The organism is Epibacterium sp. HA2-3 (genome assembly GCF_055693725.2).
On record NZ_CM172490.1, the window covers coordinates 648,051 to 660,333 of the forward strand.

9 protein-coding genes are annotated in these 12,283 nt (G+C 61.0%); 2 read left to right on the plus strand and 7 right to left on the minus strand.

Annotation, left to right across the window (positions count from 1 at the left end):
• Window positions 1-87: 87 nt before the first annotated feature.
• Window positions 88-2,721 carry a hypothetical protein gene (locus ACZ1HH_RS03065; RefSeq protein WP_472637283.1) on the minus strand — a complete coding sequence of 878 codons (2,634 nt, stop codon included), beginning with the start codon at window positions 2,719-2,721 and terminating at the stop codon, window positions 88-90.
• Between the two features lie 254 nt (window positions 2,722-2,975).
• On the opposite strand from ACZ1HH_RS03065, the gene ACZ1HH_RS03070 reads away from it, so the two are divergent.
• Entirely contained in the window at window positions 2,976-3,692 is a 717-nt protein-coding gene (locus ACZ1HH_RS03070) for an SIMPL domain-containing protein (protein WP_011537931.1), read from the plus strand.
• A 93-nt stretch (window positions 3,693-3,785) separates the two neighbouring features.
• Here ACZ1HH_RS03070 and ACZ1HH_RS03075 read toward each other — a convergent pair whose 3' ends face one another.
• The 6 genes from ACZ1HH_RS03075 to ACZ1HH_RS03100 all read right to left on the minus strand — a co-directional run bounded on the left by ACZ1HH_RS03075 (window position 3,786) and on the right by ACZ1HH_RS03100 (window position 11,068).
• On the minus strand, window positions 3,786-5,078 hold the full coding sequence (locus ACZ1HH_RS03075) for an O-acetylhomoserine aminocarboxypropyltransferase/cysteine synthase family protein (RefSeq protein ID WP_011537932.1): 1,293 nt from the start codon (window positions 5,076-5,078) through the stop codon (window positions 3,786-3,788).
• A 150-nt stretch (window positions 5,079-5,228) separates the two neighbouring features.
• The gene (locus ACZ1HH_RS03080) at window positions 5,229-6,218 is read right to left on the minus strand and encodes a hypothetical protein (RefSeq protein ID WP_472637285.1); all 990 of its coding nucleotides are present in this window, start codon (window positions 6,216-6,218) and stop codon (window positions 5,229-5,231) included.
• Between the two features lie 98 nt (window positions 6,219-6,316).
• Complete coding sequence (locus tag ACZ1HH_RS03085; RefSeq protein ID WP_011537934.1) at window positions 6,317-7,192, minus strand: hypothetical protein; 876 nt, start codon at window positions 7,190-7,192, stop codon at window positions 6,317-6,319.
• Between the two features lie 109 nt (window positions 7,193-7,301).
• The gene (locus ACZ1HH_RS03090; RefSeq protein WP_416368010.1) at window positions 7,302-7,745 is read right to left on the minus strand and encodes a MaoC family dehydratase; all 444 of its coding nucleotides are present in this window, start codon (window positions 7,743-7,745) and stop codon (window positions 7,302-7,304) included.
• A 202-nt stretch (window positions 7,746-7,947) separates the two neighbouring features.
• Window positions 7,948-8,823, minus strand: coding sequence for a TIGR01459 family HAD-type hydrolase (locus ACZ1HH_RS03095; protein ID WP_011537936.1), 876 nt, complete (start codon window positions 8,821-8,823; stop codon window positions 7,948-7,950).
• Window positions 8,824-8,974: 151 nt separating this feature from the next.
• Entirely contained in the window at window positions 8,975-11,068 is a 2,094-nt protein-coding gene (locus ACZ1HH_RS03100; protein ID WP_472637286.1) for a DEAD/DEAH box helicase, read from the minus strand.
• Between the two features lie 354 nt (window positions 11,069-11,422).
• Between ACZ1HH_RS03100 and ACZ1HH_RS03105 the strand changes: the two genes are divergently transcribed.
• Window positions 11,423-12,187 carry a M48 family metalloprotease gene (locus ACZ1HH_RS03105; RefSeq protein ID WP_472637287.1) on the plus strand — a complete coding sequence of 255 codons (765 nt, stop codon included), beginning with the start codon at window positions 11,423-11,425 and terminating at the stop codon, window positions 12,185-12,187.
• Window positions 12,188-12,283: the final 96 nt, after the last annotated feature.

Consider the following 12,283-nt stretch of genomic DNA (forward strand, 5'->3'; position numbering starts at 1 on the left):
TTGAATACAAAAGAGAAAGCCGGGCAATTTGCCCGGCTTTTGCGTTCCCTTCAGGAACGTTGCGCCCTCAAGTGGTGCGCCGGAATATCAGCCGTTTGGCAGGTTGAGTACCGTGTTCCGACTACCTTTTTGATACTGCAACTGGCTGTCACCGATCGCGACGATTCGACCGCCGTCGATGCGGTCGCCCACTTTGACTTTCACATAGCGGCCTGACGGCAGGCGTACCAAGGCGCGCCGGTCGGAAGGCTTGCCATAGACGCCAATGAGATTGAGACGCCGCAGGTTGAGCGCCCGCTGGGTGGTCGCCTGGCGGGCAACCGACGCCGAAGACGGGATGGCCGGTGTCACCGCTGCAGAGGCTACGGTTGCGCTGGAGCTTTGATCGGGCGCCTGTTGCTGGCGACGCTGGGCGCGGTCCACGATATTTGCAAAATTGGTGGGGCGTGCCCGTGGCTGCGGGGCGCTCGCAACGGCCAAAGCCGTAGCAGGCTGGCTTTCCTGTGCTTCTGTCTTGAGGCTGACAGGCCGCAGCTTTGGGCGCTTTGACAGAAGTTCAGAACGCACCACGCCACCCAATTGCGCGCGCTCAGCCTGTTCTACCAGGTCGTTGGGGCGCGTACGGGGGCGGACTTGTTGCAACAACGCGAGGCGCTCTGCTTCTTCTGCAGCGGCCAACACGCGTTCCGTGGGCCTATCTGGCGTGGGTGGCGGCACTTTGACCGGGCGACCGGCATAGATCATGATCCCGTCGGGATTGAGGGTGCCATCCGGGCTCGCCACGACCAATCCCCGGTCATCAAAGTCGAACTGGCGTCCGGCTTCTGTGGGGCTTGAGACCGCACCAAAGGGCGTGTCTGTCTCGAATGCGTCGGGCGCAGGCAGGGCAATTGCATCCTGGGACAATTCGGTATTATCGATGGAGGCCACATAGACGTTGTCGAGGCTGATCAGCGCGGGCACGTCTGCAATGTCGGGAACCTGTTGCCAGATCCCGGTGGCGGCATACTGTGCAGCCTGTTCAAGCTCCGACGGGGCCTCCTGGAGCAAATCTGTTGGTTGATCCTCTGGCACAACCCCATCCGCGAGCGCCTCCGGGTCGATCTCGGCGCTGTCGTCAAAGACCGCTGCCTCATCGTCGATGGGGGCGAGGGCCGTTTCAGAAGTCCCAGACGTGATGTCTTGCGGCGCGGGCAGGGAGGCAATGATCAGATCCTGCCCGTCCAACGGGGCGGCTTCATCGACCACGGGGGCGCCGAGCGCTTCGAGGACAGCAGCGTCGGTCTCGGTCAGCGTGTCAGCAGCCAGCTCGCCGGGCGCTGGACCCGTCTCTGCCCCTGTCGCGACTGTGCGCGCTGGCGCGGAGGGCAGGTTGAGACCCAGACCGCCTTGTGCGGTTGTGGTCAGCTCCTTGGTGGCATCCAGAGCCGCATCAGGGGCGGCCAGAACCGGTGTGGCGACCGGGTCCTCGGTCTCAATCAGGTCGGCGCGCTTGAGGTCTGACCAGAGATTTGGCAATTCCTGAACGACGGCCCAGGCCCCAATGGCCGAAACCGCAGCAAGACCTGCGGCCAAAAGGCCGATCCGACCAGAGCGCGCCCGCATGGGCCGCGCTTGCGGTGTTTGCAGCTGCTCCGGCGCAGGCCCCGAGACCGGTTGCGCGATTGCGCTCGGGCTCGGCTTTGGCGGCGCCGAGGTCGTGTGGGCCAGAACAGGCGTCGGCAAGGCGAGGCTCGGGGCGGCAGGTACCGACGAGGTCGCAAGGGCCACGCCGGTTTTTGCGGTCGTGGCACTTGGCGCTTTGGGTGCAGCGGGTTCTGAAGTGCCTGCTGACTTGGGAGTCACAGAAGGCGCTTTGGGCGCAGTGGTCTTTGTGCTGGTTACTTCAAGCTTCGCACGGCTGCGGCGGGAACTGAAACCAACCGCCGGACCGATGTCCTCGGGCTCTTCCGCGGAAGTGCTCTCGGCGCTCTGCGCAGCGGTCTCGTCCTCGGTGTCAGCGAGTTTGGTGTCGGTGCTATCGTCGGTAGACGGCGCAGCCTCTTCTGGTGAAGCATCAAGGACTGGTGGCGCAGCGGGCAAGATGATCGGGGCATCGCTGCGCGGTGCGAGATCATCATCTGCCGCACTCTCGGGATAGAGATCGGGCTCCTCTGCGGTATCGCCCTTCGCAACTGCGGGATCAGCCGGCGGCGGCACTTCGACGACGGCAATGCCGTCGGGCTCGACCGTGAGATGACGCGCAGAGCGTGCAGTGCCAAAGAAAGGCTCGCCGAGATAGGCGGCATCTTCGGGTGCGGCCACGAAGCTCACCGGCGCAAATCCATGCTCGGTTGCAAAACTCTCGGCCTCGTCCAGAGTGACAAGCGCAACTGCCGCCACATGGGTGATTGCACCATCAACGCTGATGTCAAAGGCGAGTTCATCCACCTTGTAGGGGGTGGCGCCCTCAAGTGCGGCGCGTGCCGCACTGATGCGCGCATCATGGGACAACTCGCCCGTCTCAAGGCTCAGGTAGCGGATTTGGCTGTCCGGCAATACCAGCTTTGCATGGAGCGGCGCTTCGGAGAGGGCCAGCGCCTCTGCGCGCAGCTTTGCAAGCTGCTCTGGCAGATCTTTGGCGTCAGGCGAGACCGACCCCAAACGATACCATCCTCCCGCGCCACGGGTCAGCACGGTTATGCCATCAAACGAAAGAGAGAGCGCGAACTCTGGTTTCATCAGGTCATCAGGGTCTTTTGTCTGCGCGCCTCATCCTGTGGCGCCAAGATCCCTCGGTGAGGGGACATTCGCGAAAACCATTCACGACCTACCCTAAAGCACCGAGGCCTCCCGCGCCGGGACGCCGTTATCACTGTGTAAAGCATAGAGCAGGAACCCGCCGAGTGGAAGCAAAAGCGCAACATCACCCCTTGCGCGCGAGGATTTGCCGCTCCCATCTAGGCGTATAGTCAGACATAGATTGAGGACTTCTGATGTTGAAATCAAAAACCGCTGCATTGATGCTGGCAAGCGCCGTTGCCTTGACCCCTCTGTCCCTTGGCGCAGAAGAATTGCGCCAGATCCATGTCACAGGGGAAGCCACATCGGAGGTCACGCCTGATCGGGCCCATATCACCCTTGGCGTACGCGTCGAGGCCAAGGACGCCGGTGCCGCCATGGAACAGGTCTCCCAGCGTATGCAGGAGGTGACGGCGCGCCTCGGCGACAGTGGCATCGCAGCGCAGGATATGCAGACAGAGCAGGTGTCCTTGCATCCGGTTTGGAACCAGGTGACGCGAGATGGCGATCAGATGCGTGAGGTCACCGGTTTTGAGGCGTCAAACCTTTTGCGTGTTACCTTGCAGGATCTCGACGCGATGGGTGGGGTTCTTGATGATGTGCTCGCGGCGGGGGCCAATGAGTTTCGCGGTTTGACCTTCACCTACAGTGAGCGGGAAGCGGCTGAAAACCTTTTGCGCACAATGGCCTATGAGAATGCCTACCGGAAGGCGCAACAGCTTGCCGAAGCCTCCGGGATGGCCTTGGGGCCGGTGCGGGACATTCGAGATGGGGGCGCCTCGGGGGGGGCGCCTATGATGGCGATGGAGATGGCACGGTCGTCAGATATGCCGATTTCTCCGGGCGCGTTGAGCCTGCGTCACAGCGTGACCGTGACCTTTGATATCTCCGTGCCCGATGGCCCGAACTGATCCGAATTGAAGGGCTGTTGATTTATGGAAAAAGGCCGGGGAATGCCCCGGCCTTTTGCAGTTTTCTAAGTCGTGTTTGACCGCGGTGACGGCTCAGCCGCAGGCCTTGGCCAGAGCTTGATCGAGATCGCGGATCAAATCGTCTGCGTCCTCGATGCCGATGGACACACGCACCACATTGGGGCCAGCGCCCGCTGCTTCTTGCTGTTCGGGCGTAAGCTGGCGGTGAGTCGTGGACGCGGAATGGATGATGAGTGACCGGGTGTCGCCAAGATTGGCCACATGCGAGAAGATCTCGAGGCTGTCGACCAGTTTGACACAAGCGTCATAGCCGCCTTTGATGGCGACTGTGAAAAGCCCGCCGGTGCCTTTGGGATAGCAACGCTGGGCGCGCTCGGCATATGGCGAGGAGGGGAGACCCGCATAGGTCACGTAATCCACGCGCGGGTCATTTTCGAGCCAAGTCGCGACTTTCACAGCATTTTCCACATGGCGCTGCATCCGAAGCGACAGGGTCTCAATGCCCATCAGGGTGTAATGTGCGGCTTGCGGGTTCATGGTCATGCCCAGATCGCGCAGCCCGATGGCAATGCCGTGGAAGGTGAAGGCAAGATTGCCGAAGGTCTCGTGGAACTTGAGCCCGTGATAGGCGGGTTCCGGAGCTGAGAGCGAGGGGAACTTGTCGGAGGCGGACCAGTCGAACTTGCCCGAATCCACGATGCAGCCGCCGGTTACAGTTCCATTGCCGGTGAGGTACTTGGTTGTGGAATGAACTACCAAGGTCGCGCCCTGGGAAATCGGCTGGCACAGGTAGGGCGTTGCAGAGGTGTTGTCGACGATCAGGGGCAGGCCTGCGGCATCCGCCACATCTGCAACCGCGCGGATATCGGTGACATAGCCACCGGGGTTGGCGACGGATTCGCAGAAGACGGCCCGCGTGTCATCGTCGATCGCCTCGCGCAGCGCATCGAGATCGTCGAAATCAACAAATTTCGCGGACCAGCCGAAGCGTTTGATGGTCTGGCTGAACTGCGTCACCGTGCCCCCGTAAAGGCGGGTGGAGGCAACCACGTTCTTGCCGGGTCCCATCAGGGGGAACAGGGCCATGATCTGTGCGGCGTGACCCGACGAGCAGCAGACCGCGCCGACACCACCCTCGAGCGTGGCGAGACGCTCTTGCAGGACCGCAACGGTCGGGTTGGTGAGGCGTGAATAGATGTAGCCTACTTCCTGCAGGTTAAAGAGCGCCGCCGCGTGGTCGGCGTCACGAAACACATAGGCAGTGGATTGATAGATCGGCGTCTGCCGCGCGCCGGTTGCCGGATCAGGGCGGGCGCCAGCGTGAATTTGTAGCGTATCAAAGCCATAGGTCGGGCTGTCGGACATATTGAAACTCTCCCATGTCGCAATCGGTCTGGTTATGGCCACACCACACACCGGGCGCGGCGTCAGTGCAAGCAAAAGCCGGTAGAAGGATTCTCCGAATTTGGCCAGCGACAGAGGACATATGTTCTGACACGGGGTGCAAGTGCGCGTTCAGCGCATCCAGAGACCTGCGGATTTGATCCGGTTGCGGATGGCCTGCTCTTTGCGCGGGAGGTTGTGCTGGTCAAAGAGGGCGCGGACACGCTGACCTCTGCCCTGATAGACCATCCGTTTGATCGGCTCATAACCTTTAAGGACTTTCTTGAGCCAGTTTGGAGCGCAGACCTCCTCAAGCGTGGCGATCACCTCATCACATTCGCGGGCATAAAGGAGCGGGAAGCTGCGATAGTGGCAGCTTGTGCTGCCATCCAGATGGCCTTGTGGCAGGCTGTCGCGCGCGCCACCAAAGGAGTGGATCACCAGCGGCAGGGCTATCTGATCTAGCCAGGGGTCGAGCGACTGGCCGATGAGGGCAGGCGGGAGATCATCGCGGATCGACAACGCGTATTCCAGAAACCGCGTCCCAAAGCGGTGCGGACAGGCGCCATAGAAATAGCCCGCATTAAAGTAGAGATAGCGTCTCCAATGTTCATCGGGTTGGGATAGATCGAGGCTGCTTTCGAAGTCCAACCCAAAACGCGCGTAGAGGCTGCGCCAGATTTCGGTATAGCCGGGACCGTAGAGCGTGGGCTTGGGCCAGGTGCCCTCGCGGCGTAGGCTTGCAGAGGGGCGGTCAAAGTCAAACGGGACGGCATCGATCTCGCCTGTGAGCAGCGTGTCCGTGTCAAAAAAGACAAAAGGCTCGCCTTCGGGCAGCACCGAGAGTGCTTCGATTTTGTTACCATATGGATAAGCCTGACCGAAGTGGCGGCTCTCAAATGGGATTACCTCTGCCTCAAGACGCGCCAGTGCCTCGAGGACGCCACCGTTGCGGATCGTGGGGTTCGAGGTCCAAAGAGAGCCCGGCTCAGGCGTCGCGACGATCAGGCGACCTTCGAAGGCTGGGCTCTTCTGGCGCAGGGATGCCGCAAACAACAGTGCTTCGAACATCAGGCGACCGGACTGGCCGACAATGAGGATGTTAAAGACCTGCCGGGGCATGACGCTCGCTTTGCGACCTAGGGAATTTGCCCGTTCTTCCTATCGCCGCACCTCGCGCGGGTAAACACCTTTGGTCGCTGCAACCGGCAGAGGGTCTATCAGGGGCTGAGCAGGGTCACACCTGGGATCGCCTGCAATTGCGCGACATCAGCATCATAGGCTTGATCGATCCGCTCGATGAACTCCGGCGACCAGTCGGGGATATCCAGCTCTTCCTCGAGCTCTTCATCAAGGGCGAATTTGTCAAGGAAAGCGGCAAAGACCTTTCGCTTGTATACTTCGGTCATTTCAGGCCGATCATGGAGGTACTGACGCAGCAGCCGCATGCCCTCGCGGGTCATGATCGAGGCAAGAAGATCCATGCCGCCTTTGACTTTGCTGTCGGGTTTGAGATGTCCCATCTCGCGCATGATTTGGGCCCATAGGAACGGGGAATCTTCGTAACACCAGAGGGTTATTGGGATATCGGGGACCGCTGTGCGGATGCGAGCGGCCATTGCAGACCAGCGCAAATCCAGTGGATTCGTCTCGTTGAGGACTGCGTGCCGTCGTCCTGCGCCCGCCTTCTCCAGTAGCTTGGACAGAAAACTCACAGGGCTGCGAATGGCCATGTAGAGATGCAATTCGTCCTCTGGAAAAAGCGCCTGCAACGCCAGCAAGCGCTGCTCGGCCTCGGGGTAGAGGCGCTGGCCTTCCAGAGCGTCGCGCTGCGAGCCAAAGAAATGTGGATTGGACAGGATCACCCGCTCTGCGGTCTCTTCTTCGAGGATGGCATCCCACAGAAAGTCACGCGCTCCGGGGGCTGGGTCACCCTGCTGCGCTGCGGACATGCAGTCTTTGAGCAGGGTGCGGTATTTGGCCGGGCCAGGAACAGCGGTGCCGCGCGCAAGGAGGTCCTCCTTGTTGCGCAAGAGGGTCTTCATCAGCCGATCTTCTTCGGTGCCATGCGCGCCGGCATGTATGATGATCTGCATTTCTCTGACCCGTCCGCTCTTTGCCTCCTGCTATAGGTAAAGTGCGTCAAAGTTGCGGTCAAATCGCAACTTATCGGTGACGAGGTCGCTGATCGTCGCAGCGCAAAAGTTAGTCGAACTTGCGCGAGGGCGCCATCACCATGGCTTCTCCGACGAGCACCTTCTTGCCATCGACGATGCAGCGGCAATCCAGCTTTACCCTGCGCTTGTCGATCTGGATGTCGGTGACCTCGACTTCCGCATGCACCAGATCACCCGGTCGCACCGGGGCGAGAAACTTGAGATTCTGGCTCATGTAGATGGTGCCGTGGCCCGGCAGTTGCTCGCCGATCACCGCAGAAATCAGGCCAGCGGTCAGCATGCCATGCGCGATACGCCCATGAAACATGGTGTCTTGCGCGTAGTCTTCGTCCAGGTGCACGGGATTTCTATCGGTGGAGACCTCAGCAAACATTTCAATGTCACGGTCGGTCACCTGTTTGCGCACATAGCGCGTCATACCCATCTCGATGTCCTCGATGCAGATGGTACCGCGGGGGAAGTTGTCGAGCATCTGAGTCTCCTGCCTGCATCGAGAGGGTAATAATGATCACTATTTGCGATCAACTGAGAAATTAAATTACTTCGCAGTTGCAGAAAGTCAAGCCCAAATAGGTTCATATGGAGGGGCCTCAACGGGCGCTTTTTGGGCGACAGCAAAAGACCCGCCTTCACCTTGCGGCAAAGACGGGTCAGATACTCCAAAAGTCGCGATTTTAGCGCAGAAAGCCGATGCTGTAGGTGGGCGCGATCTGTTCCTGCGCGAGATACGCCTCCAGTGCAGCAGGCTCGGGCTGATGAGCCGTTTGGGTGTCTTTTGCGGCCAAGCCGCCGGTGATGAACAGCGTGTCCACCCCTTCACCCATGCCGCCTGAGATGTCGGTATGCGGCCCGTCGCCAATCGCGAGAATGTCGCGGTCCGAAACATCGTGGCCAATTTCCGTCAGGCGACGACGCGCGAGATCGTAGATCGGCGGATGCGGCTTGCCGAAATAGAGGCTCTCGCCCCCCATTTCGGTGTAAAGTTTGGCCAAGGCCCCAGCGCACCATTCGCGTACCTCGCCACGGTCGACGATAATATCCGGATTCGCGCAAAGAAGCTTCATACCCATCTGTTTGGCATAGAGAAAATCGGCGCGGTTCACCTCCGGGTCGGCCAGGGTGTCGAAGGGGCCGCAGCAGACGATCCCTTCGGCTTCCTTGAGCGGGACGCGGGTGATCTCAATGGGCTCGTGGATAACCTTCATTGGCTCAAAAAAGCCGGCATCGCGCTCCCACTCGCCCATGAAGTAGACCTTTTCACCGACAGCACCTGTGAACATCGCCGCGCGCGCGGAATCGCCAGAGGTAGCGATGGTGTCATAGGCGTCATCTGGGACGCCGAACTGGCTCAGTTGCTCTGCCACCCCTGCGCGGGGTTTGGGCGAGTTGGTGACCAGTACCACCACTCCGCCGGATTTGCGGTAGGCCTGAAGGGCCGCGACAGCGTCCGGGTAGGCTGTGATCCCGTTGTGAACGCAGCCCCAGAGATCCACGAACAGAGCCTTGTATCGGTCTGAAACCTCGGAAAGGGCGGAGATGATCTGGCTCATGGGGCCTCCTGCACGGTTGGGATTGCTCTTCCTATGGCAGAGCCGTCGGGCTTTGGCTAGGGGCGCACGGGGTGGAGTAAGCAAGGACCAAGCATGAAAAAAGCCAGCGCCCGGATCACAGGCGCTGGCTTTTTATCTGGAACCTCTGAGGTCAGGCTTTGCGGCCCGGCGGTGTGAAGCGTTTGGATGTGTTGCTGGCGTCAGACCGGCGCGCCTTGTTCTTTTTGCTGTTGGGTTTGCCCTTTGGGGGCGGGGGCCCTTTGGGTTTGGACGCGCGGGGCTTGTCGAATTTGGGCTTATCACCGCGCGGCTTTTCTCCGTGTGGCTTATCCCCCCGGGGCTTGTCACCCCAAGGTTTATCCCCTCTCGGCTTGTCTGAGCGGGGTTTGTCGGCGCGGGGCTTATCAAACTTGCCCTTTTCCGAGCGATCACCGCGCGGTTTGTCAAAAGCAGGTTTGTCCCCATTGGGGCGCGGCTTGGCCGGACGTGGTTTGACCGTGCGGTCAGCGTCGCCATCACGATCGCGGTAAGGCTTGCGGTCGCCTTTGAAATCGCCGCCGCCTTTGCGCTCTCCCTTGTAGCCGCCGGGCTTGCCGCCGCCAAAGCCACCGCGTCCACCACCGCCGCCTTTGCGGAAGGGGGGCTTGCTGCGCTCTGGCAGGTTAGGCGCTTCGCTCAGGCGCTCCAATGCAGAGCCATCATCCAGCGCCATCTCACCGCCAAGGGTTGCCATGAAGCCTTCGACCTTGTCCTCGGCGATCTCGGCATAGCTCTTGTCGCCTACGATGCGAATGGCGCCGATGGCGGTTTTGTCGATCCCACCGGCCTTGCAGAGCATCGGCAGCAGGCGACGCGGGTCGGCACCGGCATCGCGGCCACCGTCGATGGCAAACCAGACAGACGGTCCGAAGGGCGCGCGGTCTTCTTTTCTCTTCCGCGTGTCCATTGCGGCCACGTCCGTGAGTTCTTCGGGCGCTGAGCGGGCTGCGGACCACAGCCGCAGGTACCCTGCAGCCAGTTGTTCCGGGGTGAAACTCTCGACGAGTTTGGCGAGGGTTTCCTGCTGGCTTTCGGGTGCCTCTTCGGTCCAGACCGTATCAGAGAGCATTCGCTCCAGATCGCGGCCGCGAACCTCATCGGCGGAGGGGGCATCGATCCATTCGGCCGAAAGCTTGGCTTCGCGCAGGAGGCGCTCTGCCTTGCGTACCGAGCGCGGCGTGACCATCAGGGCGCTGGCGCCTTTGCGGCCCGCGCGGCCCGTCCGGCCCGAACGATGCAGAAGGGTCTCATGGCTCGATGGAAGGTCGGCATGCACCACCAGGTCGAGGTTCGGCAGGTCAATCCCGCGCGCGGCCACATCGGTGGCGACGCAGATCCGGGCGCGGCCATCGCGCATGGCCTGCAGGGCACCGGCGCGCTCGGATTGCGACAGCTCGCCCGAGAGTGCGACGACCTGAAAACCACGGTTCGACAAACGGGTCAGCAACCGGTTCACCGCTGCGCGGGTATTGGCAAAGACAATGGCGTTGGGCGCTTCGTGAAAGCGCAGCACGTTGATGATCGCGTTCTCGATGTCATGGGGTGCAACCACATGTGCGAGATAAGAGATGTCGCTGTGCTGTTCGGATTTGTTGATCGTGGAGATCCGCTGCGCATCGTTTTGATAGGTCTGCGCCAACGCGGCGATGGGTTTGGACACCGTCGCCGAGAACAACAGCGTCTGGCGGTCTTCGGGGGTCTCTTCGAGGATGAACTCGAGATCCTCGCGGAAGCCGAGATCCAGCATCTCGTCCGCTTCGTCCAGCACAACAGCGGCCACGCCGCTCAGGTCGATGGAGCCACGGGTAATGTGGTCGCGCAGACGGCCCGGAGTGGCGACAACGATATGCGCCCCCCGCTCCAATGCGCGGCGTTCGTCGCGCATGTCCATGCCGCCAACACAAGAGGCCAGGACAGCCCCCGCGTCACCATAGAGCCAGCTCAACTCGCGTTTCACCTGCAGCGCGAGCTCGCGGGTCGGTGCGATCACCAGAGCCAACGGGCTGGCGGCGCGTTCAAATGTGCCGTCCTCGCCCAGAATGGTGGGCGCAATCGCAAGCCCGAAACCTACGGTTTTGCCAGAGCCGGTCTGAGCAGATACCAAGAGGTCCGCGCCCGCCAATTCGGGGTTCGAGACCGCCTCCTGAACAGGGGTGAGAGACGTGTATCCACGGCGCTCCAGCGCCTGCTGCAAGGTGGGTATCAAGTGGGGGGTCCGTTCGTATCGCAAAGAGGGCACTGTCCTGCGCCCGTTGGGTCAAGCTCGGGCGTATAACCTAAGGCTAGGGCTTTGTATAGCACATCTCACCTGTTGTCGCTGCATGGCTGTGTTGCATTCGCGGTGAAATATCGAAGAGCCCCCATGGCGCGCCTCTGGCTGGCGCAGGATAAGTGGCGATTGCCGACGCGGTAGGATGTGCTTTCAGAGTGTCTTGTGATGGCTGCAGAGGGTGATAACTTGAAATAAAATCCGAGTTTGGGGCTGCGCCCAGTACAGAGCCAGTCCAGAGGTACAGATATGAAGCTACAGTATTTTTCACGCCTATCCCGGCCGCTTTTGATGACAGCAGGGCTATTGACCCTCCTGTCCTGCGGCACAACCTATGAATTGCCCGATACCGGCGGTGTGCATTCGGACGCGGCCGCGCGGCTCTATGCCGAAGCGCGCCAGAGCCCGCCGCCAAAAACCTTGTCGCCCACAGCGGCACAGGCGCGGTTCGCCCGCGTGGAGCCACGCATCATGCGAGCAGGGCGAGAGACCTGCCTCCAACTACAGACCGGTGTGAACTGCAATGTAGACATCGCGATTGATCGCGAGATGAAGGAGCGCAACGCCTATTTCACCTATCAGGATGGTCAGCCGATCATCCGCATTTCACTCCCGCTCATTCAGGATACAGGCAGCGATGACGAGGTCGCCTTTGTCCTGGCCCATGAATATGGTCACCTGATTGGCCGGCATGTGGAGAAGCAGCAACAGCAAGTGCTGGCGGGCGCACTTATAGGCGGTGCGCTCGCAGGCATCGTCGGCGACAGCAGTGATGCCATCGGTCTGGGGATGGGTGTGGGCGCCAGTGCCGGGGGGATTGTCTATTCACAGTCATATGAGCTGGAGAGCGACACTCTCGGCACCCGGATCGCTTATGCCGCTGGATATGATCCGGTCGAGGGGGCGCGGTTCTTTGCCCGCTCCGAGGCCGCGCGCGGCGCCAGTGGCGGCTATTCCATCTGGGGCACTCACCCGCCTGACCGGCGCCGTGTTGCCACCGTTCTGGCCACCAAGGCCCAGATCGAAGGGCAGGTGGGCCTGAAGACCGCCAATTAGGCGACCGTTTTGGCGACACTGTAACGCGCTCACCGCGCCGAAACGAAAAGGCCCGCCTGAAGCAGCGGGCCTTTTTTTGCTTTTGGTATTGATGTC